Source organism: Acetobacteroides hydrogenigenes (genome assembly GCF_004340205.1).
In the GTDB taxonomy this organism is placed as follows: domain Bacteria; phylum Bacteroidota; class Bacteroidia; order Bacteroidales; family ZOR0009; genus Acetobacteroides; species Acetobacteroides hydrogenigenes.
Window position 1 is genome coordinate 1 of the sequence record NZ_SLWB01000022.1, and the last position, 26,962, is coordinate 26,962.

Annotated in this window: 18 protein-coding genes; 12 read left to right on the top strand and 6 right to left on the bottom strand. The window is 45.3% G+C overall.

What is annotated here, in order from left to right:
• Positions 1 to 597 precede the first annotated feature (597 nt).
• Together CLV25_RS15260 and CLV25_RS15265 are read right to left on the bottom strand one after the other, a co-directional pair.
• Complete coding sequence (locus CLV25_RS15260) at positions 598 to 1,524, bottom strand: DUF6261 family protein (RefSeq protein WP_131840535.1); 927 nt, start codon at positions 1,522 to 1,524, stop codon at positions 598 to 600.
• A 606-nt stretch (positions 1,525 to 2,130) separates the two neighbouring features.
• Positions 2,131 to 3,654, bottom strand: coding sequence for a hypothetical protein (locus tag CLV25_RS15265; RefSeq protein WP_131840536.1), 1,524 nt, complete (start codon positions 3,652 to 3,654; stop codon positions 2,131 to 2,133).
• A gap of 463 nt (positions 3,655 to 4,117) precedes the next feature.
• Between CLV25_RS15265 and CLV25_RS15270 the strand changes: the two genes are divergently transcribed.
• The 11 genes from CLV25_RS15270 to CLV25_RS15320 all read left to right on the top strand — a co-directional run bounded on the left by CLV25_RS15270 (position 4,118) and on the right by CLV25_RS15320 (position 21,663).
• Positions 4,118 to 5,668: a glycine--tRNA ligase gene (locus tag CLV25_RS15270; RefSeq protein WP_131840537.1), complete on the top strand. Its 1,551-nt coding sequence runs from the start codon at positions 4,118 to 4,120 to the stop codon at positions 5,666 to 5,668.
• Between the two features lie 384 nt (positions 5,669 to 6,052).
• Positions 6,053 to 6,745, top strand: a complete 693-nt coding sequence (locus CLV25_RS15275) for an OmpA family protein (protein WP_131840538.1) — start codon at positions 6,053 to 6,055, stop codon at positions 6,743 to 6,745.
• A 146-nt stretch (positions 6,746 to 6,891) separates the two neighbouring features.
• Complete coding sequence (locus CLV25_RS15280; RefSeq protein WP_131840539.1) at positions 6,892 to 8,517, top strand: tetratricopeptide repeat protein; 1,626 nt, start codon at positions 6,892 to 6,894, stop codon at positions 8,515 to 8,517.
• A gap of 186 nt (positions 8,518 to 8,703) precedes the next feature.
• Positions 8,704 to 11,844: a SusC/RagA family TonB-linked outer membrane protein gene (locus CLV25_RS15285; protein WP_131840540.1), complete on the top strand. Its 3,141-nt coding sequence runs from the start codon at positions 8,704 to 8,706 to the stop codon at positions 11,842 to 11,844.
• A gap of 16 nt (positions 11,845 to 11,860) precedes the next feature.
• Complete coding sequence (locus tag CLV25_RS15290; RefSeq protein WP_131840541.1) at positions 11,861 to 13,411, top strand: RagB/SusD family nutrient uptake outer membrane protein; 1,551 nt, start codon at positions 11,861 to 11,863, stop codon at positions 13,409 to 13,411.
• A gap of 125 nt (positions 13,412 to 13,536) precedes the next feature.
• Complete coding sequence (locus CLV25_RS15295) at positions 13,537 to 13,776, top strand: LysO family transporter (protein WP_243649649.1); 240 nt, start codon at positions 13,537 to 13,539, stop codon at positions 13,774 to 13,776.
• 28 nt (positions 13,777 to 13,804) lie between these two features.
• A complete protein-coding gene (locus CLV25_RS15300) occupies positions 13,805 to 14,407 on the top strand; it encodes a lysine exporter LysO family protein (protein ID WP_131840543.1) in 603 nt (200 codons plus the stop codon).
• Between the two features lie 11 nt (positions 14,408 to 14,418).
• Positions 14,419 to 17,508 carry a glycoside hydrolase family 2 TIM barrel-domain containing protein gene (locus CLV25_RS15305; RefSeq protein WP_131840544.1) on the top strand — a complete coding sequence of 1,030 codons (3,090 nt, stop codon included), beginning with the start codon at positions 14,419 to 14,421 and terminating at the stop codon, positions 17,506 to 17,508.
• A gap of 109 nt (positions 17,509 to 17,617) precedes the next feature.
• Complete coding sequence (locus CLV25_RS15310) at positions 17,618 to 19,528, top strand: MGH1-like glycoside hydrolase domain-containing protein (protein ID WP_131840545.1); 1,911 nt, start codon at positions 17,618 to 17,620, stop codon at positions 19,526 to 19,528.
• Positions 19,529 to 19,935: 407 nt separating this feature from the next.
• Entirely contained in the window at positions 19,936 to 20,709 is a 774-nt protein-coding gene (locus tag CLV25_RS15315; RefSeq protein ID WP_131840546.1) for a DUF3658 domain-containing protein, read from the top strand.
• A gap of 192 nt (positions 20,710 to 20,901) precedes the next feature.
• Positions 20,902 to 21,663 (top strand): copper resistance protein NlpE, encoded by a 762-nt coding sequence (locus tag CLV25_RS15320; RefSeq protein ID WP_131840547.1) that lies wholly within the window; start codon positions 20,902 to 20,904, stop codon positions 21,661 to 21,663.
• A 256-nt stretch (positions 21,664 to 21,919) separates the two neighbouring features.
• Here CLV25_RS15320 and CLV25_RS15325 read toward each other — a convergent pair whose 3' ends face one another.
• The 3 genes from CLV25_RS15325 to CLV25_RS15335 form a co-directional block, all read right to left on the bottom strand.
• A complete protein-coding gene (locus tag CLV25_RS15325) occupies positions 21,920 to 22,510 on the bottom strand; it encodes a hypothetical protein (protein WP_131840548.1) in 591 nt (196 codons plus the stop codon).
• Between the two features lie 97 nt (positions 22,511 to 22,607).
• Positions 22,608 to 24,140 carry a serine hydrolase gene (locus CLV25_RS15330; protein ID WP_131840549.1) on the bottom strand — a complete coding sequence of 511 codons (1,533 nt, stop codon included), beginning with the start codon at positions 24,138 to 24,140 and terminating at the stop codon, positions 22,608 to 22,610.
• A gap of 151 nt (positions 24,141 to 24,291) precedes the next feature.
• On the bottom strand, positions 24,292 to 24,831 hold the full coding sequence (locus tag CLV25_RS15335) for a peroxiredoxin family protein (RefSeq protein WP_131840550.1): 540 nt from the start codon (positions 24,829 to 24,831) through the stop codon (positions 24,292 to 24,294).
• A 933-nt stretch (positions 24,832 to 25,764) separates the two neighbouring features.
• Between CLV25_RS15335 and CLV25_RS15340 the strand changes: the two genes are divergently transcribed.
• Positions 25,765 to 26,388 carry a hypothetical protein gene (locus CLV25_RS15340; protein ID WP_131840551.1) on the top strand — a complete coding sequence of 208 codons (624 nt, stop codon included), beginning with the start codon at positions 25,765 to 25,767 and terminating at the stop codon, positions 26,386 to 26,388.
• A gap of 119 nt (positions 26,389 to 26,507) precedes the next feature.
• Here CLV25_RS15340 and CLV25_RS15345 read toward each other — a convergent pair whose 3' ends face one another.
• Entirely contained in the window at positions 26,508 to 26,930 is a 423-nt protein-coding gene (locus tag CLV25_RS15345) for a GNAT family N-acetyltransferase (protein WP_131840552.1), read from the bottom strand.
• Between the last annotated feature and the right edge of the window lie 32 nt (positions 26,931 to 26,962).

The following is a 26,962-nucleotide window of genomic DNA, read 5'->3' on the forward strand; positions in this document are numbered from 1 at the left end:
TATTCTCCAGATTTTATCCGCGAAAAGTTGGATTACTTGCACGATAATCCCGTACGTGCAGGCTTAGTTACTAAACCCGAAGATTACCTATATTCGAGCGCTCGCAGCTACGCTGGATTGGATGGCGTTTTGGATGTGGTACAAATAGACTTACCGTGGATAACCTACTAATTGCGGGCAGTAGACCGCTACTTAGCAGAGTCGAAGTTACAAACTTCGCTTCGCTAGCCGTAGTCTAATTCAAACGCACAGGGCTCGGCGGAATTTGTAATTCCGTCGTACCTAAGTAGCGGTCTAAGACCGCCATTAAACGATAAACCAGCAAAACCATACACCAGCGCAGCCACCACTACGGCTGCCCGGTTATCTGCTTACGGTCGTTCACCTGTTACCGCCAAAGTAAAGGCTTACCCTGCAGTCGCTCCCTTTTAACCTGAACGTATAACCCGTAAACCAGCAAAACCATGCAACAAAAAAAAGTACCCGCTTACGCAGGTACCCCTTAACACCCAATAACACTAAACTAAACAGATCTATCCATCTTCGCTAAGGTAGAAGCTTACCTCCACGTTCATTCCTATTTGGTAAAAAGTACGCCTATTCGGTAGTGTTGTTATCCTCTAACGCCTTCTTCTCCTGAGGTAGCGGCTCTATGTCCAGCTGATTGGCATCGGGCAGCTGCTGCCCAACCAGCTGATCGGCATCGGGCTCAGCAATGGGCTGCGAGGGCACCTCCTGAGCCAGCGGCTTCCGCTTGGCCGCCTTTGGGGTTGGCTTATCCTTACCGTTCTCCTCGGCCTCCTTCTTGGCGTTTTCGGCACGGGTGGCCTTGGCTTTTAGCGTTTGCTGCTTAACCTCGGTAATCACGTTCATCTTCTCTACCATGTCTAGCAGCAGCGGCTCGTCGGAGGTTAGCAGCAGCCCATCTATGGCAGTAAAAAGGTTGGAAGCGGCATCGACAACAACCTTTAGCGCCTTAGAGGTGCATATATCGTTCTGCTCCTCAGCCCAAACCTCAATGCGCTGCTTGTCGGCCTCCAGAAACTTGACATTGGCCGCCTTTAGGTTGGTTAACGCCTTACCCGCACCAATGCCGCCAACGGCTTCCTTTAGGTTTTCGGACTCTAGGGCATTAAACAGCCCCTGAAGGGTTGCGCTAAGCTTATCAGGGGGTAACGTCTGCATCCGCCACCCGTGCAGCTTAATGGTGTTTACTACCAGCACTGCCTGCTGCCGCTCCACGGTATCGCTGCTCTTTAGCGCCGACTCTGCAACGCCTCTGAAGTGAAGGAAATCCTTTTTACGAATGCTATGCCGCTCGGCGCGCAAGCTGCTGTACAGGGTAGTATCAACCTTACTGGACGATTGAACGGCTAAATCTATCGCACTCGAGAATGGGGTGTACACCTTTGTCAGCAAAGCTTTCAAGGTTGGGTAGCTCTCTATTACGTTGCGTATATCAACAGAATAGGTAATCGATTCGCCATTGGTTAATCGGTGTTGGTCTAGTTTAAGTAGCTCCATATGCTATAAGAATATTGGTTATTACTACTCAAATCTACAACAGTGCTAATTAACATGTCAAGCGAAATAAATAGATTTTTTAACGTCTATCATTAATTTATACTCATTCTAAATATAATTGCACGCCAACATACATGGCAGCCCATAACGAAGGCTAATAGTGCTACTGGAGAGCTCGCAAAAATGGAAATACCTTAGGCATCATTCGCCACAAAATGGGATATCAGCAGCTTAAGCATGCAGCAATCGACACCAAGAGGTGTGCAATTTAATGTAGGGTTTGCAGCAGCTGCGCCAAAACATGTACAAACTTGGATTCCGGAAGCTAATGTTCATGGCACGAACAGCTAAATCCGAGATTCGGAATTAGCTATTCGTGCCATGAACAGCTAAAATCGGATTCCGGAATTAGCTGTTCGTGCCGAAGAATACCCCGATGTCATTTCCGGAAAGCGATGTTCGTGCCATGAAATGTTAATTCCGAGCATCGGATTTAGCTGTTCGTGCCGAAGAATACGCCAATGTTGCTTCCGGGAAAGACTGTTAGCGCCTCAAAATGCCACATCCAGAGTTCCATTTTTTGCTTTCGCCGAAAAAATGAAAGGGCTACTTGGCTACAACATTGCTAATATGGTAGGGAGCCCCGGTTCGAGGTATCCGAAATACGGCCACCTGCCTATCGGTGCTGTTGTTGGTTACGGTTGCCGAGCAGCCATTGCTATCGGTTACGGTAACGCTCACATTAGGGTAGGCCACAATATCGGTAGTGCCTATGGGGAAAAGCGTATCGTTGTCGGGAGCGGTAAGCGTAGGTGCTGGAGTAGTGGCGTTGATTAAGCTAAAGCCTGTAGTGGTAACCGTCCACGAGTAGCTGCTATAGCTACCCGAAGTTCCAAGAGCGATGCTGCTTCCGGCACATATTGCGGTACTACCCAGCACGGGTGCTGGCTGCGGGTTTACGGTGATGCTCAGCGCATCGGAAGGAGGTCCAGAAGTACTGCTCGCATTTACACCCGTTACACCGACCAACGCCACTCCCGAAAAGAGAGGATTCCAGGTAATGGTAGCCGAAGTTCCCGTACCGGAAATTGTTCCTGGGGATATCGTGCCGCTTTGCTGTACGATGCTCCAGGCATAGGTACTAGCGCCGCTAGTAGCCGTGGTTTGAACGGTTGAGGTAAGCGTTCCCTGACATATGGGGGTAGCACCCGTTGGGGTGGTGGGCTTAGCGGGAGTAGTGGTAACCGAAAAAACACCGGTTGAAGCGGATTTAAAGCAGCTACCATTACGCCCATATACGGTCACCACATCTCCATTTTGCAGCAAAGCCGTAGTAAAAACCTTGCTCGTTCCAGAATACGCAGGAGTAGTAGCCCCTCCAATATAGAAAGAGTACGAGCTAAAGGTTCCTGTTGTAGTAGCTGTAATGGTCACGCTTGTACCAGAGGCGATGGTATAGCCCGGAGATACGCTAAGCGAAATAGTTCCCGAAGCAGCACAAGCGTACTCCTGAAACTCCTCGAAAATAGGGTCTTTAACCAGCTGATCGAAGTTCTTAATGTCGCTGGTGTTACCACCTGGAATAGGGTTCACATAAGTATCGCCATTCTGACTATTAATAATATTGGCGCTTGAAGCCCCCCCTGCAAGAATTACATTTCCTCCATTGTTAAGGTCAATATTCCCATTATTTGCCGCATTTACAGCTCCAAGGACAATAAGTAAACCGCCAATATAATCGGTAGGATTGCTCGGATCAGCCTTACCATAAACGCTTATAGTTGTATTTTTATTCAAGGTAACACCCCCACGTACAACAAGCTTACCCGTTTCGCAGACAACTATTTGCGAAGGATCATTTAGAACCAAGCTACCCGTAATCTCCAACTTTCCTGAGACAACGAGATACCCACCAGAATTAACAGTAAGACTCCCGCTTCTAATGTATGATGTTCCATCATTAGGAACACCCTGAGTTCCAGAAACAGAAGCGTTAGCAACATTATAGTTCGTTGAGAAACTCGGACACGCCTGCCCCCACCCCAACATAGGCGTAAGCAAGAGTACCAGCACAACCACGTAAGCATACGGATTTCCCCCTTTAATGTGGGCGTAACAATTCCCCACCATACACATCTTCGATTAAAAATTGGAACCTCCAGCCTTGGATTCCTATACAATTCTAAATACGATTCAAAAGTTAGTACAACAAACTTGCACATAACCCTACAAAGATTGAAAATTAAATTACGATTCCATTCTGTATCAACAGGAACAAATAATAAACAATATCAAAAAACGTGTTAAATATCAAGCTGAAAGCCGTAAGTCGTAAGATTACATGGCAGAGACAATGGGCATCCACAGCCCGGTAGCCAAGCGGAGCCGGGGCTAAAGACAGAAACAGGTGAACAGTGACGGGCTACCAAGTGAACTTGTGATCCAGTAAAGGGTAAACAGCGAGGAAGTATTTTTCACCTTTCATTTTTCATTCACCTAACATCTAATATCTAGCGTCTAATGTCTAAAACGATAGCCGATCTTTCCCCACAATTTGCTACATTTGCGGTTTAAGCATAAATTTTCGAGCAGCATGAACGAGGATATCTTCAAAAAGCTAATTGCACACTCTAAGGAGTACGGGTTTATCTTCCCATCGAGCGAGATTTACGATGGGTTGGGAGCCGTTTACGATTACGGTCAGATGGGCGCCGAGCTCAAGAACAACATTAAGCGCTACTGGTGGGATGCCATGGTTCGCCTCAACGAGAATATTGTGGGGATCGATTCGGCCATCTTCATGCACCCCCGCATTTGGGAGGCATCGGGCCACGTGGGCGCATTCAACGACCCGCTAATCGACAACAAGGACTCCAAGAAGCGCTACCGCGCCGATGTGCTGGTTGAAGATCATATCGCCAAAATAGAGGAGAAGATTGAGAAGGAGGTGGAGAAAGCTCGCAAGCGCTTCGGCGAATCGTTCGACGAGGCACAGTTCCGCACCACCAATCCTCGCGTACTCGAGAACACCCAAAAGATAGAAGAAATCCGCCATAAGCTGGCCGACGTGATGAACGCCAACGACCTAGAGGCTTTCCGTCAGCTGATCATCGACCTCGATATCGTTTGCCCCATCTCGGGCAGCCGCAACTGGACCGACGTTCGCCAGTTCAACCTCATGTTCTCGACCCAAATGGGTTCGGTGAGCGAGGACGCCAACGTTATCTACCTTCGCCCGGAGACGGCTCAGGGTATCTTCGTCAACTACCTCAACGTGCAGAAGACTGGCCGTATGAAGCTTCCTTTTGGTATCGCCCAGATTGGCAAGGCTTTCCGTAACGAGATCGTTGCCCGTCAGTTCATCTTCCGCATGCGCGAGTTCGAGCAGATGGAGATGCAGTTCTTCATCCGCCCTGGAAGCGAGATGCAGTGGTACGAGCACTGGAAGCAGTTCCGCCTAAAGTGGCACAAGGCGCTTGGCCTTGGCGACAGGAAGTACCGCTTCCACGATCACGATAAGCTGGCCCACTACGCCAACGCCGCAGCCGATATCGAGTTCGAATTCCCATTCGGATTCAAGGAGCTCGAGGGTATCCACTCGCGTACCGACTTCGACCTAAGCAGCCACGAGAAGTTCTCGGGCAAGAAGCTCCGCTACTTCGACCCAGAAACCAACGAGAGCTACGTTCCATACGTGGTAGAAACCTCGATTGGGGTAGACCGTATGGTACTTGCCGTTCTTTCGACCGCATACGAAGAGGAGAAGATCACCAAGGAGGATGGTTCGGTAGACGAGCGCGTGGTAATGCGCATTCCACCAGCATTGGCTCCTATCAAGATGGCCGTTATGCCGTTGATTAAGAAGGACGGACTTCCAGAAAAGGCTCGCGAAATCATGAACGAGCTTAAGTTCGACTTCATGTGCCAGTACGACGAGAAGGACTCTATCGGTAAGCGCTACCGCCGTCAGGATGCCATTGGTACTCCTTTCTGCGTAACCATCGACCACCAAACCCTAGAGGACAACATGGTTACCATCCGCTACCGCGACACCATGGAGCAGGAGCGCGTGCCAATCTCATCGCTTCGCGGCATCATGGAGGAAAAGGTTTCGATGCGCAACCTACTTACCCAGCTAATGTAATCAAGCAGCTTTAGCATACACCTAAGAAGCAGGACTATCATGGTCCTGCTTCTTTGTTTTATATGATACAAAGCCCCATAAAAGAAGCCGGGCATCCACTAGCCTCACATCAAAGCTTCCGCATCAACATTAACAGTAGTCCTCTTCCAATATTGCCTGAGTGAACTTTTTGGCACGTTTTATGTTCGATAATTCAAAAGATAACAAGGTAAGTAGCACACCCATTACAAACCAATTAGTATCTATTAACCGTAACTAACAACACCGATGCAACAATAGACCTAACTTTGCTTTCAAGGTACATAAAGACATATTAAGCAAGTAGACTCTACTAACGATACGTTAACGCAGAAAACAATGAAACTCAAATTAAAATTACAAAACATGAGAAACTTCAACGTACTTGCCGCAATGTTCTTAAGCGGTGCAATTTTACTAAGTAGCTGCGCTGGAACCAGCAACACAACAAAAGGCGGTGTAATTGGAGGAGCAAGCGGAGCGCTTATAGGTGCAGGTATTGGAGCCTTAGCAGGTAAAGGCAAGGGCGCTGCTATTGGTGCTGCAGTTGGCGGTGCTGTAGGTGCAGGTGCTGGTGTACTTATCGGCCGCAAGATGGACAAGCAAAAAGCAGAACTTGAAAAAATTCAAGGGGCACAAGTTGAGTCTGTAAAGGATGCGAATAACCTAGACGCCATAAAGGTTACCTTCGATAGTGGTATCCTATTTGCCACAGGTAAAAGTACATTAAGTGCAGATTCTAAGACTGCTCTTACCAACTTTGCCAACTCGCTTAAGAATACACCAGAAACTGACGTTACCATTTATGGTCACACCGACAATACCGGTAGCCGCGAGGTTAACGAAAAGCTTTCTATGAGCCGAGCTAGCGCCGTTGCAACCTACCTCAACAACCAAGGTGTAGCCATGAGCCGCATGACCACCATGGGTAAGGCTTGGGATGAGCCCGTTGCCGACAACGCAACAGCCGATGGCCGCGCCAAGAACCGTCGCGTTGAGATCTACATCACTGCCAACAAGAACATGATCCAGCAGGCAGAACAAGGAAACTTGAAGTAGCATATACAACGCTATTAAGAGCCAAAGGGCAGGAGCATTCTCCCGCCCTTTTTTATTGCCCAAAAGGTTTGATGCACTTCAAATGCTTTTTTACTTATTTTCGTAAAAAGAAGCACACCTATACTTCCCAAAAGCAAACCTAACCTATGAAGAAGATTATTTGCATCATTCTCATTGCTTTTACATATTGCCCTTTAGCCCAAGCTACACTCTCGCGTAGCAGTATAAACAACAACCTTAACCTTGCCAACCAGTATATATACAACAATCCAGCAAAATCAATCGAGATAGTAAATGCTACACTCCCAGAAATCATCAAATTGGGAGAAATTGACCATAAATTAAGAGCTGCACTAATAAAGGGCAGGGCATTTCTAAACATCGGCGAATACGAGTCGGCCTTTGAAACCCTTTACCCTGCATACGAGATGTGCCCTGCCCGAGAAAGCGGCTACCAAATGCAGCTAGCCATCTTTCTTGGCGATGCATACCGATCGCTTAAGATGGATGCCAAAGCAACCACCTTTCTCGAAAAAGCCATATCGATAGCCCAAAACGAAAAAGACTCAGCAAGCTTAGCCCTTTGCTACAATGTAATGGGATTAATAAAAGTAAGCATCAACAAAAACGAAGAAGCTGAACAATACTTCTACAAGGCACTCAACATCAACCGCCGCTTAAACAAGCCCAAATCAATAGCCTCCTGCCTAAACAACCTATGCCTTTACGAAAATAGCACTCCTCTTGAAAAGGTTAAGCTGCTCGAAGAGGCGATCGGTATTAATACATCTTTAAAAGCCAACTGGTCGATTGCCGAAAACTATAATAACATGGCCGTTCAGTTTTTCTACGCCAAACAATACCCCAAGGCATTAGATTGCCTGCAAAAAGCAGAAGCAATAGCAACGCAGCTAAAAGCGAAGGAGCTCATAGCCGACAACCACCGTTACAAGTCGTGGATATACGAAAAAATGGGGGATAATAGGAACGCCTATATCTTCTTAAAAAAACTTTACGACCTCGAGACAGAAATGCTATCCGATAAGCGTGTTAGCAAAATTGAGAGCGACAAGAATAACCGACTTCTTGCTCAAAAAGAGGAAGAAATTCTACTCAACCATAAAGAATACGAGATACAATCGCTCAAGAAAGGACGAATAATACTTCTTTTAGGAACCCTATCCATACTTATAATTGCCGGTTTTATTGTTGTAAAGTACCAGCAAACGAAGAGAATAGAAAACCTAGCGACCCTCAAGCAGCTCGCCGAAAAGGAAAGAGAACTTGCAAAGCTGCGCCTAATCCAAACCGAGCACGAGAAACAGGGCGTAGAGGTAGAGCTGCTACATAGTAAGAATGACCTCACCAACTTCGCCTGCTACATTAAAAGCAAAAACGACTTCCTAGACAATCTCAAGGACGAGATTAAGAGCTGCTACAACCTCTCACCCGAAGAGGTGAAAAAGCATCTAAAGAAGGTTACCTCTACCATAAACCAATATCAGGCCAACAGCAACGAGCAAAACATGCTGATGGAGGAGATTGAAAAGGTAAATACCGAATTCATTGCCCGACTCGAGCAAAGGCATCCCGACTTGACCAAAAACGAAAAACACCTTGCCTCGCTTCTACGAATCGATCTCTCTTCAAAAGACATCTCCATCATCACAGGATCGAGTCCAAAAACCATAAACATGGCTCGATACCGACTTCGCAAGAAGCTTCAACTCGATGGAGAAGCCGACTTAACCGAGTACATCAAGAAGCTGTAATTGTAGATTAACAACAAGCATTACAAATCTGAATACTTGAAGCTTAAAAATTTAATTGTAGATATTTTTTACGATAAAAAACCTGGCTTGTAGATATGATGTAGCTGCCCCTTTTGGTTTAAGATTTTTAGGAGAACATAACTTGCCCACCGATTCAGTTTTTAACAAAACTCACAAAATCAAGTTATGTATAAACCATTTAAACCTAATCTTGCAGCAAAGTCGCTAATGTTAATGTTAACGCTAGCGATCTTTAACCTACTTGCGACACCTTCGCTGGCGCAAGACCTAAAAGTTACCGGGAAAGTAACTGATACAAAATCCACAACAATTCCTGGAGCAACCATTAAGGTTAAGGGGAAGCAAACAGGAACCGCCACCGACATCGACGGCAACTTTACCCTTAAGGCATCCAAAGGCGATGTGCTAGTTGTCTCTTATGTAGGATACAAGGCCAAAGAAGTAACAGTAGTCTCATCGTCGACTATTACCGTAATCCTTGAAGAAGACAACCAACGAATTGACGAGGTTGTTGTTGTTGGCTATGGCACGATGAAGAAGAGCGATCTTACCGGTGCAGTTTCGTCGGTTAAGAAAGAAGACATCACCAAACGTGCTACAACTAACGCAGCAGAAGCCTTACAAGGCAAAATTGCAGGTGTGAACATCCAAAAATCCGGAGGAAATGCTGGTGCTGGAGTACAAATGAAGATTCGTGGTGTAAACACCATTGGAGGGAACGATCCACTCTACATTATCGACGGATTTCCGGGCTCGATCAACTCGGTTAACCCCTCCGATATCGAGAGCATCGAGATCCTAAAAGACGGTGCAGCCTCTGCCATATACGGCTCGATTGCGGCAAATGGGGTAGTTATTGTAACCACCAAGAAGGCTAAAGAAGGACAGATAGTTGTCGACTTCAACTCTTACCTAAGCATTACGAAAACGGCTAAACGCCTAAACCTGCTTAATGCTAAAGAATACGTAAGCGTACACAAGCAAATGTACGACAACTACAACACCCAATTTCCAGATGATGCGATCACTCTTCCTCAGTACATTACCAACGCTCCCGATGTAGACACCGATTGGCAGGATGCCATTTTCCGTAGTGGCTTAGCCCAAAACTACACCATCGGCATAACAGGGGGACAAGAGAACCTAAAGTTTGCTCTTTCATCGAACTATAATAACGAGAAAGGGATTCTTATTGGTAACGATGTAAACCACAAGAATGCCCGTATGAAAATCAACCTCAAGAAGTCTATTTTTGAAGTTGACGCAAATATGTTCTTTAAGGCCTCACGAAACGAGCAACCTAAGTTCTCTATCAAAGAGGCTTACATGATTACCCCTCTTATTCCCATTTACGACAACAGCAGAGAGTTTGGCTTTGGTCTCACCGACAAGTTAGGGCTTCCAAACAACCGTAACGTTATGGCTGATGACCGCTACGAACAGTCCTACTCTAAAAAGCAGCACTTTAACGGCAACATTGCGCTGGCAATCAACATTGCTAAGGGTTTGCAATTTAAAACCAGCTATTCGTACAAAGCAGAAAACTACCAAGGGTTCTACCATGCACCAAGATTCGTTGCCGATGTAAAGGCTCCTAACGACTACCCCTATAACTCTGAGGATCGCTCTCTTTGGCAGGAACAACTTTGGGATAACATCATCACCTTCAACCGACAATTCGGGAAACATAGCGTAAATGCTATGCTAGGAACCTCTACAACGCTAACCGAATCGAACTGGAACGGGGTTGGAGTAGAAGGTAAAAAGATTGTTTACTCGGTTGATGCAAACGGAAAACTCGTTCAAACCGTTGTTCCAGGAGGCTTCCTCGATGAAGGCTTTACTACAATTGATGCAGGAAAAGGCGGCACCTACTCGGGAAGCGGCTCGAACTATGAGTATAATCGCTTATCATTCTTCGGCCGTCTTAACTACACTTATGACAATAAGTACCTATTACAAGCAACTCTACGCAGAGATGCTTCCTCTAAATTCGGAAAGAATAAGCGTTGGGGCACCTTCCCTTCTATTGCACTAGGTTGGAAACTTTCTGAGGAAGAATTTTTCCCAAAAGATATTGCGCTGAACAACCTAAAAATCCGTGGTAGCTTTGGTAGACTAGGAAACGAAAACGCCCTCGGCTACTACGACTTCCTTCCATCCATCGTTACAGGAAACAACCTTTGGTACGGATACGTCCAAGGTAGCGGCTACAACCCTTGGCCTGGCAGTATTGCCACCTTGCTTTCCAACGACGATTTAATGTGGGAGACTACCAACTCGATAAATGTTGGTATCGACTACGGTATGTTTAAGAATAAGCTGACAGGATCATTAAACTACTTCCAAAAGAATACCTCAGACATGCTCATTCCCCGCGTACCTGCTCCATCGAGCGGATACGACTCACAAACCATGAATGTTGGTGAAATTGAGAACTCTGGGATCGAATTTGAAATCAACTACAATGGCCAGTCTGGTAAGCTTAACTACAACGTAGGTTTCAACATCTCGTACCTAAAGAATGAGGTTGTGAAGCTATCGGATAAAGATCAAGTGATTTTTGGAGAAGGCCTAAAATACGGAACCGAGCACTTCCCTACTCAAACCCGCGTTGGTAAGCCTATCGCTTCGTACTACCTGTACAAGACCGATGGCATCTTCCAATCGCTTGCCGAAGTTAACAGCTATGTAAACAAGAATGGCGAAAAGCTACAGCCAACAGCACAACCTGGAGATATTCGCTTTAAAGATGTTAATGGCGATGGAGCGATTACCGAAGCCGATAAGGATTTTTGCGGTTCGGGAATGCCTAAAGTAGAGGCAAACATCAACTTTAGCGCGTCTTACTCAGGCTTCGACCTATCGTTCCTACTAGGAAGCGGCTGGGGACACAAACTCTACAACGGTAACCGCTACTTCTACGAAGCCATGAACTCTGGCTCTAACATGCTAACATCAACAACCAATGCATGGACTCCTACCAACACGAACACCGATGTTCCAAGAGCCATTCTACAAGACCCTAACGGAAACTCCCGCGAATCGGATCGTTTCCTAGAAAAAGGCGATTTCATCCGCCTGCGTCAAATCCAGATAGGATACTCTCTTCCTAAAGACCTAATTAAAAGGGCAGGGATTACCAATATTAGAATCTACGCTAGCGGAGAAAACCTTTACACTTGGACCAAGTATAGCGGAATTGACCCCGAGTTTGGCCGATCAAACGTACTTAATACGGGTATCGACAACCTTCTCTTCCCCTTTACAAAATCGTATGTAGTTGGTTTACAATTCACATTCTAACCTTAATCGAATCGAAATGAAAAAGATACTATACATTTTGCTAGTCGTTACAGGAGGGCTTTTTGCTTCATGCGATGATATGCTTACCGTCAAAAGTCCCGACACGCTTACTCCGGAGAATTTCTGGCGCAACAAAGCAGATGCCGAAAAGGCAATGGGATCGGCCTATGCAATGCTGGAATCAGCAAACGACATTTGGGGATTTAGCGAAGTAAGATGGCCTGTAGAAGCATACCGCGAGGATATATGCATCATGGGTAGCGATGCCCTAAACTACCAAACTTGGGTTGAACTTTTCAACTTCTCCTATACAAACGGGAATAGCCAGTTCTCGTCGTACTGGGCAGACAACTATAGAGGCATCAACCGCACTAACCAAATCATAGAAAAGGTTCCGACCATTCCTACCGAAACCTTTCCAGAAGCAGAAAAAGAGCAAATATTGGCAGAGGCAAAATTTCTAAGAGCCTACTACCACATGAAGCTCCTTCTAAACTGGAAGGAGATTATAATCAGAGATAGCTACATAAAAAGCGAATCGGAGCTGAACAAAGGTCTATCGTCTCGCGATAAGGCATGGGATTTTATTGTTGCCGACTTCATGGAGGCAACCAAGCTTAAAGCTATTCGCGATGCTGCAACAGTTGGCCGCGCAACACAGGGTGCCGCATACAGCTACCTTGGCTTCGCCTACCTAACCCGAGCCTACGAAGAGCCCGCGAAGAAAGCAGAGTTTCTACAAAAAGCCATAGATGCATTCGACAAGGTAAAGGGGTACACCCTTGTAAAAGATTTCATCAGCATGTTTGACGGATCAAACAAGAACTCTACCGAGTCGATTTTCGAGCTACAATTCTCTGAGAATACCGACAATGGAGCATCGTACAGAACCGCTATTCACAAATGGATGGGAGTTAGCGAAATTGGTGGATGGGACGAGATTCAGCCCAGCGAGATGCTCATGAAAGAGTTTATGAAAGAAGGAAAGATTGCCACTACCGGGAACTACGACTCTCGCCTATACGCTACCGTATTTTTCCAAGATCCATACTTCAACGATGGTACCGGCAAAGTATACGGCGACGATTACGACAACTGGTTCTGTGAGTGGTCGCAAGATGCGAATGGAGACTGGATTCAAGGGCCTTCCTACAATAAACCAGCATTCCGCAAGTACCTACCTCGCAACTATAGCGACATGAAGAAATCTCGAACTGGCCTAAACGTGCCACTAATGCGCTACGCCAATGTACTACTAATGAAGGCCGAGGCATTAAACGAGCAGGGTCATCCTGAACTGGCAATTCCCCTTATCAACCAAGTAAGAGAGCGTGCCGACATGCCTGCTATGAAGGGAACTAGCCAAGCAGAGGTTCGAGCCCAAATAAAGCACGAAAGAATTATCGAGTTCCCATTGGAAAACTTCCGATTCTACGACCTTCGTCGTTGGGGCGAAACCAAGCAAGCACTGGATGCAATTGGAAGAACAGGCTTCAATCCAGAAAAGAACTCTTTCTACCCAATTCCTCAAACCGAATTAAACTCAAACAGCGCCCTTTCCAAGTAGCCTTATATTAGACCTTGATTCAAAAACCCTGTCAGAACAATAAGTTCTGGCAGGGTTAACAAGCTAAAGCAGGAATAATAAAAGTTTTATTACTCAAGAACACCATGCTCATCGTTATCGGAATAATGTTTTTTGGAGTATCCGTTGGATTACTGCTAAGAAATAATCCCCCAAAACTTTTACCAAAGTTCATCAACCTTGTGATTTATGCTCTGCTTCTAATACTTGGCATTTCGGTTGGTGCAAACGAGATGATAGTTAACAACCTACACACACTTGGGGTTCAAGCCCTTATCATTACACTAGGAGCACTAGTTGGTAGCATACTCTTATCGTGGCTCCTATTCCGCTATCTATTTAAATAGACGAGGGAATTACACTTAAAGCACTACAATGAAAGGCAGCTTAATAATTGTTTCGTTCTTCTTTATTGGAACCATCCTTGGGGTATTCAGGCTTGTTCCCTCTGAACTATTGGAAAACGACTACTCGATGTACATCCTCTACTTCCTGATGTTCCTTGTGGGTATTAGCATTGGGAGCGACAAGAATGCTCTAAAAACCATCTTCAACCAAAACTGGAAAGTCGTACTTGTTCCTTTAGCAACTATTTTCGGCACTTTTATGGGCTGCATCGCCATCGCACCTCTAATGGGCAACCTCTCCACCAGCGAATGCCTTGCCGTCGGTTCGGGTTTTGGCTACTACTCGCTTTCGAGTATATTTATATCACAGTACAAGGGTGTAGAAATGGGAACCATTGCCCTAACCTCGAACATTATGCGCGAAATACTAACATTGATTTTAACGCCCATTATAGCAGCCAAATGGGGAAAGCTTGCTCCAATATCAGCAGGAGGAGCGACCTCTATGGATACGACACTACCAATCATTACAAAGTACACTGGTAAGGAGTACGTTCCCATCGCGGTTTTCCATGGAATTGCTGTTGACTTTTCCGTTCCCTTCCTTGTTACCTTTTTTGCAACACTATAAAGTCTTTTTGAATGAGAACGCTTAACGCTATTGCATTACTATCAATACTTTTCCCTCTTCTATCGGTTGCCCAGGTAGAGCAACCCGAATGGCAGAATCCTTTGGTAAACCAAATCAACAGGGAGAAAATACATGCCTCCTTTGTACCACACGCAAGTAAGGATGCGGCCCTGAAGAACGAAAACGACAGAAGAGTATCGCTAAACGGAGCCTGGAAGTTCTGCTTTTCGAAGAATCCGAGCAGCCGACCTGCCGATTTCTACAAGAAAAACTTCGATACAAAAAACTGGAAAACTATACAGGTTCCCGGCAGCTGGGAACTACAAGGATTTGACTCGCCCATCTACACCGATGTACAGTACCCATTCCCGGCAAGGCCTCCGTTCGTTCCTACCGACTACAACCCCGTAGGCTCGTACCTTCGCGAGTTTACCGTTCCTCAAAGCTGGAACGGCAGCGATGTCATCCTTCATTTTGATGGCGTAGAATCGGCCTTCTACTGCTGGGTGAATGGCATTCGTGTAGGATACAGCGAGGATAGCCGCCTTCCTGCAGAGTTCAACATCACCAAATACCTAAAGAAAGGGAAGAACACCCTTGCCGTAGAGGTATACCGCTACTCCGATGGCTCGTACCTCGAGTGCCAGGACTACTGGCGCTACAGCGGTATCGAGCGCAACGTTTGGCTTGTTGCCCGACCAAAAGTAAGGATTCAAGACTTCGAGATTAAAGCAAATCTATGCAAGGGCTATAAAGATGGCACCTTCGAACTTGCACTTACCCTTAACGGCGATAAGTTCGAAAAGGGAGTATCTGCACAAGTTGAGGTATTCGACACAAGGAATCAGAAGATATTCAGCGACAAAAAGGTATTCAGCAACGCTGGTGAAACCATCAACCTAAGTAAAACCTTTAAAAATGTTCTACCTTGGACAGCAGAAACCCCAAACCTGTACACTTTAGCTGTAAGCACCATTTCACCATCGGGAGTAACCACCGAAGCGTTTGTCCATAGGTTCGGCTTTAGGAATGTTGACATCAAGAACGGGCAGCTGCTGGTTAATGGCGTTCCAATAAAGATAAAAGGCGTTAACCGCCACGAGCACGATCCTATAAAAGGGCGTAGCATCAGCGTGGAGAGCATGGTTCAGGACATTAAGCTAATGAAGCAGTTTAACATCAACGCGGTTAGATGCAGCCACTATCCCAACTACTCGGAGTGGTACGAGCTGTGCGACAGGTACGGTTTATACCTTGTAGATGAGGCCAACCTCGAATCGCACGGCATGGAAGCGCTAGATATGGACTCGCTTACTCGCCACCCCCACTGGAAGGTTCCTTTCCACGAGCGAATGGAGCGAATGGTGGAGCGAGATAAAAACTTTACCTCTATCATCACCTGGTCGCTCGGCAACGAGTCGGGCTACGGACCAAACTTCGAGGAAATCTACCATTGGACAAAGAAGCGCGACAGCAGCCGACCCGTTCAATACGAAGGAGCAGGAATGAAGGGTCTCTCCGACATCTACTGCCCAATGTACGCCCGCATTCCTGCATTACGCTGGCATACCAACGAGCGACAAACCCGTCCGCTGATTCTGTGCGAGTACGCTCACGCCATGGGCAACAGCAATGGCAACCTAAAAGATTACTGGGAGCTAATCTACAAGTACGACCAGCTACAGGGTGGCTTTATTTGGGATTGGGTAGACCAAACCTTTGCCCGAAAGGACGAGAAAGGTCGCCACATTTGGGCGTATGGCGGAGACATGGGCTACGTAGGCGTTAAAAACGACTCTAACTTCTGTGCCAACGGCCTTGTTGCAGCCGATCGCTCTTTACATCCACACATATGGGAGGTTAAGAAGGTTTACCAAAGCATCCATTTCGAGGCTATTCCTTTTGCGGCCAATAAGATTAAAATCACCAATGGTTTCGACTTTATCGATCTTAGCCGATTCAACTTTAGATGGATCATTAAGGGTAACGGTAAGCAAATAGCAGCTGGCAACATCGCCATGCCCGAAATTAAGGCTCACCAATCAGAAATAGTTGCTCTCGACCTACCGGAAATAAAGCCTACACCCAATACCGAGTACTTTATCACCATCGAGGCAACAACCAAGGAGGAGAGCGAACTGCTACCTAAGGGACACATCGTAGCATGGGAACAGCTTAAGCTACCGACATCTGAAATTGCTGCTCCAGCTGCAAACGTTGATGGTACAATAAGCCTCAACGAGTCGACATCCGACATTACCGTAGAAGGAAAATCGTTTACCGCCATATTCTCTAAAGCAAATGGCGAGATCAAGAGCCTTAAGTACAACGGCAAGGAGTATCTAATAGAAGGTTTACGTCCTAACTTCTGGCGTGCATTTACCGACAACGATGTTTCCAACGCAATGCCCGTTCGCTGCGCCATTTGGAAGGATGCCGGCAGCACCCTTATCCTAAAGGGTATCGACCAAAAGAGCACACAGCAAGAAGTAAGCCTTACCATGAGCTACGATGCTCCTAAGGTAGAATCTGAAATCGTAATCAAGTACAGCATTCTTGTTAATGGAACCATAAAGGTATCGTATAACTTCACACCCGGCGAAAAGGTGCTTCCCGAAATGCCGCGTATTGGCATGCGTATGATCGTAAAAGGGGAGTACGACCAAATGGAATGGTTTGGAAGAGGCCCGCACGAGAACTATATCGACAGAAATGCGGGTGCAGCAATCGACCTATATAAGGCTACAGTATGGGAACAATTCCATCCTTACAACCGCGCACAGGAAACTGCCAACAAAACCGATGTTCGATGGATGTCATTGCAAAACCTACAGGGCGAAGGCATCATTGTAAAGGGTAGCCAACCGCTAAACGTTAGCTGCTGGAATTTCCCAATGGAGGATATCGAATACGTTCCGTTCGACATCATGCGCAAGCATGGAGGAAGCGTCGAGAAGAAGGATATGGTGTGGGTAAACATCGACCTTGAGCTGCAAGGCGTAGGAGGCGACACGACTTGGGGAGCTAAAGCTCATCAGGAGTATACCATCACTCCCAATGCAAAAAGCTACAGCTTCGAGATTAGTCCGATAACGAAATAGACACAAGATGTAAGACTCAAGTATCACGACATGCGATATGCGATAAATACACATTCGACAAACATATCGTGGTACTAGAGTCGTAATATTAGATACCAAACATCAACCAATGAACAAGCTTTTACTTACAACAATAATACTGGCAGCCTCCATAATAGGAGCTAATGCCGTAGAAAAGAGTAAAAACATAGGCCTAGGTTATCCTAGCATCCTTAACATCGCCTACACTCCCGACACCTTAACGGGAGGTAAAGGATGGTTTACCGATGCAGGAGCGTGGATGGGCTTTACCATCCCTTCGAAGGATAAATGGGTGAACGGTTTCTGCGGACCGTTTACCATTGATAGCCGACGCTGGGTTGCCAAGTCGATTGCCGAAGTTGGCGTTGAGAAGGATGGAATAAAACACCTTGCAAGCCAGTTTCTTCCAGACAGCACCTCCTACTTCCCAGGATTTGTCTACATCAGCAGTAAAAGCAAAGAAGTAAGGATTGAGCAGCAGCTCTTCTTCGTCGATAAGAACCACGCCGTACTGCAGCTGAGCAGCAATAACGTGAAATGGAACATCAGCTCTACCTTTTGGCTGCCTAATTCAACGCTTAAGCAGAACGGGAATAGCCTTACCATTACACTACCTACAGGAGAAATTGCAGGTATCAGCTTTGCTAGCAACCTTAAACTAACCGTTAAGGGCAACAGCTACGCTGCAACCAGCAGTAAACCTTCGAACAACACCTATGCCGTTATCAGCTTCTACAATAACGTTGAGCAAAGAGTCACCGCGAGTAATAAAATCAAGGCAATACTTAAGAATCCATCGGCAAGCATAGCCCAAAGCAAGGCTAGATGGAACGGATACCTTAGCAAAACGCTTCGCAACGATATGTCCGAGAGCTACAACCGCGTTGCCGTGAAAAGCGTTGTCACCTTAATGGCCAACTGGCGTAGTCCAAAAGGAGATTTGTTTCACGATGGAGTTGTTCCATCGCATGCCGTGGGCTACTTTGTTGGAATGTGGGCTTGGGATTCGTGGAAGCATGCCGTTGCTCTTTCGAGGATTGAACCCCAGCTGGCAAAGAATCAGGTTAGGACCATGTTCGACTACCAAATGGAGGATGGAATGGTTATCGACTGCATTTACAGCGACAAGAAAGAGAATAACTACCGCGACAGCAAGCCTCCGTTGGCAGCATGGGCCGTAATGGAAATCTACAAGCAGACAAAAGACTTAGCCTTTGTAAAGGAGATGTTCCCAAAGCTGGTAAAGTATAACCGCTGGTGGTTTACCCATCGCGATCACGACCGCAACGGCATCTGCGAGTTTGGCTCTGTTGACGGAACCGACGAGGCCGCCAAGTGGGAAAGCGGCATGGATAACGCCGTTCGCTTCGACAGCTCCAAAATGGTAAAGAACAGCGAAACGGCATGGAGCTTCGATCAGGAATCGGTTGACCTCAACGCATTTCTTTACCTCGAGAATCAGCTTTTAAAGGATATGGCAAAGCTTATTGGCACCTCATATTCCGACACTTTTGACGGCAAGAAGATGGATGGCTACTTCTTCGATTCCACGAAGGGATACTACTACGACCGAAAGCTAAGCGATGGCTTTGTTAGCGTCGAAGGTTCGGAAGGATACATTCCGATGTGGGTAAAGATGGCTTCTAAGGAGCATGCTGCTGCAGTAATGAAGGTGTACGAAAAGCCGAACAAGTTCTCCACCTACATCCCCTTCCCTACCCTTTGTGCCGATCATCCGCAGTTCACGCCAAACGGCTACTGGAGAGGTCCTATTTGGCTCGATCAGGTTTACTTCGCCATCTCGGGAATGAGAAGCTACGGATACACCAAAGAAGCCGACTGCTACACCGATCAGGTATTTACGCGCCTTAATGGGTTAGCTCAAGACGCACCTATTCACGAAAACTACGACACCCATACAGGTAAAAGGCTTAAAGCGCCACACTTCAGCTGGTCGGCAGCGCACTTGCTGATGCTTTACTGGGAGTATAGGAAGTAGTGAACCTAAAAGAAACCATCCTTTCATATTGTATATTGCTAGTAGGAATCCGAAGCTGCATTTATGCCTCTTCGGATTCTTTTTGGTTTGATGTTGGAGGAGTTAACCCTCAAAAAAATGGGAACAGGCAGGAAAAACCACGAGAGATTTTCTTAACTAAACCTTATCAAACTTAATTAAAGCTATTACAACACACTTTTCCACCTCCTCTGCTACACTTTTACCCCATTACGTGTTGTATTTCAAGTTATTTTCACTTAATTGCACCCGTTAAAAGGCTGAAGTTTACAGCATAGTGTGTGAAATGCTGCAGACCATAAACAAATCGATTTCTTTTTACTTATTTGAATCAGGTAGAGTTGGCATATGGGTACCAGCTTTATGTAACGACTTAAGCTTTAAGAGGGATGAGAATAATTCATGTGGTATTTGGGGATCCTGCATCCAGCAGGCTGAGGGCTTTTTTTAGAAAAGAAAAGCAAAACTCAACAAACGGCATCTTTTGCTTTAAGGATGACCTTTCTATTGGACCAATCAAAAATTTGGACTCTCCACAGGGGAACCTTAGCAGGGTAAACTATCTCAAGAATATACATCTTGAACGAAATGGCGACTCGCCCTTAATGCTCGACCAATCGGACATTGGAATTGAAGCACTAAGATCGTTCAACTTTGGCAAATACGATAAGGTGGTAGTTTGGCATGGCAACAACATTCAGGAAAAGCTGCTGCTTTACCTTGTATGTGCGCTACTTCCTAACGAAAACCTGTACGAAGCGGCCATTTCCGAAGCGGTAGAGCAGCACGGGTACACTCCCATTAGGCTTGCCGAATGCAACATCAGCTCGCTCACTACGCTCCTTTCAAGCATTTCGCCTATAGACAGCAACAAAAAGCAAGCATACAAGAAGGAGTGGGAAAAATCATCGCAATCCGACAAGCTGGTTCGCATACTCAGCCAAGAGAAGATAACTGAAGTAGATGAGAGCTACTACGACAGCTTCATTCTTTCGGACTGTACCGAGGATCTTACTCCTGCTTCACAAGTTGTTTGGAATGTAATGGGACGCTGTGGACAAAGCATCGCCGATGCTTTTCTGAAGTATCGCGTAAAAAGACTGGTAAAAAGAAACGAAATTTACGACTGCGGAGGCTTACTATCCCTTAGCAATTTAGCCTAAGCGCCAATAGAGCAGAACTTACTTTTCGAGTATAACAGATAAGCAAAAAGCGTAGACTAACCACCTACGCTTTTGTTTTACAAGCACATTCTATAAACCGACAATAGATGCAGAACACCCCATAAAGTATCTATAAACTTGGCTTATCTTCATATTCTTTTATATTTGTATGCATAATCAAACTATAGAGCAATGATAAGGTATGTAAGATTAACAATCGCTGCAACATTTCTACTGCTGGCAGCCTGCAACAACAATGCATCCAAGACCGAAGAACCTAAAGGAAACGTGCACGTACCCCAAATTGCAGGGAACAGCTACTTTGGCGTTTTACCTTGCGCATCGTGCCCAGGAATCGAAACTACCCTTTTCTTCAACTCGGACAGTACCGTAGTAAAGGAAACCCTATACCAGGACAACGATATTTTCCCCGAAATAGAAAAGGGGAAGTACTCCGTTAAGGGAAATATCGTTTCACTAGCTTTTCCAACAACAGAAAGCAACCAAAAATATCTGGTTAAGGATAACGGACAGCTAGCCATGCTCGGAGAAAACAACCAAGAGGTTGAAGGAGATCTTAAAGAGTACTATAAGCTATCGAAGGTTGAAACGCTATCGCCACAAGATGCTAATGGAGAGTACGTAAACGGACAAGAAGGGAAAGGTTACTTCGATAAGCTGGTGGTAAAGCAAGTTAAGGAAGATATCTATTCCGTAAGCATCTCGTCAGGAAAAGCAGCAAAAGGATGCCTGTTTAATGGTCGAGGAGCGCTAAAAGGAAATCGCATTACGGTAAACCTTAGCGAGCTGAACAAGGATATGAAATCGAAAATGACGATAACCTTTAGAGATAAAAAAGCTAGCGTTTACACCGATACGCCCGATAATGTGTACGACCTAAGCTACTTCTGTGGTGGAGGTGGTTCTCTTATTGGTAGCTACACCAAAAAGTAAGGTAACCATTATTGCTGCGTACTCTAGGAAAAAATTAATTCAACGCATAGGTAGCGTATGACAAGTTCATCCATGTCTTTTACATGCGCTATTCTATTTCATCCATAAGTATGAGGGCATTATTCCTATGGATGTCTACAAAGAATGGCTGCCTAAGCAATTTAGGCAGCCATTCATCATTAAAAGAATCCCGAAGAAGCATCGCTGCTTCCCCGGGATGTATAGTGGGCAAAAGCCCATTCGATAAACAGCCAATTTAACTTATCCACTCGAACAAGGTAATTATTAGTACCCACCGTCCTCTTTCCTTTATATAAATAGAAAAATCACCTCCTCCACATGTAGGACCACAATAAGAGTCATTATAGAAAAAGCAAACTGTACCTCTACGGATAAATATTGGATGCGAAAAAGAGATCAACTCCCCATCAAATCTTTCCTTTAAAAATATAAAGTCTGACAATTTAGACTCATAAGCACTTAACGTATCATCTGCGACAATACTTGAATTTGCAATCAGATGATTTGGCCAGCATAACTTTACCTGTTTGTTGATTTCTTTTAACAAGTAGCGTTTCTCTTTGGGCGTAAGCACTAGTTCACACCTCTTCTTCTCAGATTTAGACGGATTAGCATACCAACTCGTCAACGTATCCTTTTTTAAGGAAATCTTCATGCTATTAATAACATTCGAAGATATATTTTCCCCGTAGTAAATATGCTGGCTTTTACTCTTTTCCTTGAATATATCTTCAAGAAATGCCTTAGTTCGTTTGTTTGCCTGCCCTTCAAGATAAGGTGCTGCAATTATATTTAATAAAAGAATAAGCAAAATCCTTTTTACCATAACAATATAATTAAACTATTAAACGAACAGGAAACGGCGAGGTTAAAGCATCCTGTTCTATCAAAGCAAAAACCAGTTACTCTTACATCCCTCTCATCTAATTCTTTTTAAACTCGTAGGGTGTAGCCTCAACAAAATCGTTTACCCGCAGCGTTAACCCTTCTACCTCGCCATTAGCAACCTTAAATGGCATCTCAACTACGCCAAATGCGGGACGATTGTAGGTACAAAGAAAGGTGTTATTCTTCATGTACTCCAAATTTGCAACTAGGTTGGGATGATGCGAAAAGGTAATATTCAGCTTACCCTTGTCCATATTTACGAATATATCGCCGTAAACCTCGTTGGCGTATCTCCCTACAAACGATTTAAGAGGGAGAGCTGGCACATTACCCTGCTTTACCACATTTCGCAACGAGTCCATTTTAGCATCGAAAAGCCTTTTACTGGCGTTCGACCGTTCCAGCGACTTGTAGGCATATCCCTTATACGGCAAACCCAAGAAGGCATCCCTTAGCTCGTTGGCTAGATCCAAATAAAGCCTATTCTGATCGGTATTGGTCAAAACCACAATACCGAGTTTTTCCTCCGGCATAAAGATAACGGACGACAGAAACCCATCGACACCACCTGTATGCGAAAAGTACGTCTTCCCATTAAAGTCGTTAACCATTATACCCAAGCCATAAAGGTAAAAGTGGGTAGTTTGCCTATCTCTTGGGTCCATCGCTATTATGGAGTGAGGTGCTCGTATCGCCTGAATTGCATTAGAAGACACAACCTGAACGCCATTCAGCATCCCATTATCGAGCTGAGCGCTTAGCCAATTGGTCATATCCTTTGCACTAGACACCATACTTCCAGCTGGAGCAAGATTATTCAGATCTGCAAAATCAATAACAGCCAATCTATCCCCCGCCATGCTATGAGGCAATGCAAGGTTGTCCATACTTTTAGCCCCGGCTAACCCGGTAAACGTTCTGGTCATCTTCAAGGGTGCTAAAATGCTATCCCTAACAACGTCGTCCCACGTTCTTCCTGCTATCCGAGGAATCAGCTCTCCTGCAGCAAGAAATGCTGCATTGCAGTAACCCCATTGGGTTCTTAAATGGTACGGAGCACGAACTAACGCCATCTTCTCAATAACCTCAGCTCTCGACAGATTCGAAGCCCAATAGGTAAAATCACCCTGAAACGTTTCGAAGCCCAACCTATGCGAAAGCAAATCGCAAATCATTGCATCGTTGCTGGCAAGCGTGTCGCGAAGCTTAAACTCCGGCATCCACTTCTTTACCCTATCGTTTAGGCTCATTTTGCCCGCCTCTTGAAGAATGGCAAGTGCAGTTGCCGTAAAAGCTTTGGTATTGGAGCCAATCATAAAGAGCGTATTTGCATCAACCGGTTCGGTTCCTCCAATGCGGGTAACGCCGTAACCCTTCATAAGAACTACCTTCCCATCCTTAACAACGGCAACCGAAAGACCGGGCACATTCCAGCTGCTCATAGCTCGTTTTACGTAGCTATCGAGGCTATCGGTAACAAATGTAGGGAGCTTTACCTCCTGTGCTCTTACAACACCAATGGTTGCAGCAAATGCCAAAAGGATGGTAAGCACCAATGCTTTTTTCATAGTATTTGGTTTTGGTTCGATTTATATTAGCTGCGAACTCTTACTATCTGAATCACAGATAAAGTGGATTACGCAGATTTCACGAAAAGAAACACAAAAACACAAACAATCCGAGTAATCCTTTAATACGTCTAATCCGTAATTCAGATATTTACTTTTGAACAAGCTTAAAAATGACCTCCTTCATGGCGCCGAATTCCTTTTCGTCGTAAAGGCGGGTAAGGAAAACAATCTTTCCATCCCTATCGACGATTACGTTACGGGTAACTCCTGCATTCTTTAGGGCATACAAGCAGAAAACCTTAGAATCCGGATCGGGTGCTAGCGGATAGGTGATGCTCATCTTCTTGGCAAAGGCTGCAACCACATCCTTGGGCTCGTCGCGGTCTAAACCAATTAGCACAAAGTCCTTACTCTTTAACGGCAGCCATATTTCGCTTTCGATATGCGGCATCTCCTTACGGCATACGCCGCACCAGCTGGCGGTAAACTGAATCATTACCACCTTTCCGCGATAATCGGATAGCTTAAACGTCTTTCCATCGGTAGTGGTAACGGTAAAGTCGGGCGCCATCTGCCCAACCTCTACAATGTAACCCCTATCCTGCTCCTTTTCCTGCGCACGAATGCCCGTGCTAACCAGCAGCAGTAGGGTAAACGCCAATGCTGCAACGAACTTTGAATGCTTCATAGCTGTATCTAGTTTTAATTTCTGCTTCTACCTACTGTCTGAATCACAGATTAAGATGATTACTCGGATTACACCGAAATTATAGCTTAGACAATTCTCGTTATAACTTCACATTATCAGACTTAGCAATCAGTGCAATCCTTTAATCCGATAAATCCGTGATTCAGGCATCAATAAACAACCTCCCAACGACGGAAATATCGGTAAGCAATACCAGCATTTTGGAAACCACCCCCCATCCGAATGGATGGGCACAAGAAATTACTGTGTAATACAATTACAAATAGGTACAAAAATGCTTATGCGCCCAAGTTAGCAACAAATCCTTTATCTTATACCACTTTAGCCAAACAATTACAGCAAACAAGCCTATGCCATACTAAAGCACTCTGCCCAGCGGCAGCAGGCAGATGAGCGCTTGTGCTGAAACAACGCTGCTCGCATCCAAAGCGTCATTGGCATAGGCTAAACCATTACTAAAATGGCTCATTCCAATAGCAGAATGCTCTAGAATGCTTTTATTCCGCAGCACATCAATTGCACTTTACGGCAACACCTTTATGGCTTGAGGCAAGCTATAAGCCATTTCAGCCAAAGTGCTTTTAGTTTACGCCAAACCAATGGTAGTTTAAGGTAAACCAATGCTAATTCGCAAAGAAGTAACATTACTCTAAGCCATACTACTTATAAGATGCCCCAAACCAAATATAATCTACGCTAGAGTACACCCTCTTCCTCTTGAACAACGAATAGTTTCGCCGAACTTTCTCGCATAAGCAGCCGAAAAAACCACCATCCACACAAGTCTTAAAGTTAATCATTGTTAATTGTACTCATTTTACTTTGTTTTACTTAAAATATTTAAAACATCCTGTTGCGCCGTGAAACTAGTTTTTCATAAATTGACGCTATAATAACCAAATATGCTACCATATGGAGAGAAATAACGTTATCACAAACTACAAAGGTTACACGGACAATGAGCTAATTGACACTTCAAGAATTGGCCATTCCAGCCTTAAGGCAAGCACGTACTTCATTTTTCCAGAAGGACAGCTCAATGCTTTTAACACCTGCATCACCACGTTTGCCGATGCAAAGGTAAAGGCTGGTAATGGAGGCAAGATTGAGATCTATGCGAAGAATGTTGCACGCATTAATCTGGAAAATGAGCTTACGGATATTACCCGAATGGTAAACCAGCAGGCAAAAGGTGATTTGACGGTGCTTAAGTCATCGGGATTCCCACTTTACAAGGAACCAGAAAGCTATCCTGAATTTCCAGCGCCCTCCATCATTAAGCTAAAGTCGGGCATTGCTCATGGCGAGATTGTTGTTGAAGTTCCTGCCGTAAAGAGAACAAGAATGTACTTTATCTACCATGCACCAGTACCCGTACCCGAAGAGATTAAGGATTGGAATAGCATTTTATCCACCAAGCACAAGGCTAGAATTACAGGATTAACGCCAGGTACGCAGCAGGCTGTGCGCGCCGGATATATTGGAACCAATGGCAAGATTAACCTTAGCGAAATATTTACAATATACGTGCAGTAAGTGCACTATCATTGGCTAAGTTTTTAAGTTGTTCTGATCGGCATCCTTCGGGTGCCGATTTTTTTAATGCTCTACGCTACCTCAGCGAACAGGCGGCTTAGCCCCTTCGCTTTATTCCCCTATTCGGTAAAACCGTTCTTCTGCATCCGCTCGTCGTTTACAAATAGGGCCATACCCGTTTTCATTCGCCTAAAGTTCTCCTTTTCGTAGAACTTTTCCTTGCCGGGCGAGGCGTATAGGATGAAGTTGCAGCTGGGGATACTTCTTATAATGTCCTGAAGAATCATTCTGCCAATTCCATTACCTTGGTAATCGGGATCTACGGCAACATCGTAGATGGCGGCTTGGTACTCGCCGTCGGAGATAGCCCTACCGAAGCCAACTAACGCTTCGTTGTCGAACGCAAACACAACGGTATGGCTATTACCAAACGCTCGCTTATGGATTTCGCAAGAATGGTATGCCATACCCACCTTTTGCAGGATATCTACCACCAAGTTCCAGTCAACATTTACCGTATCGTGCTGTAACCGTATATTCATTATTCCTAGAATTTTCTCGTTTCTAAATCGAT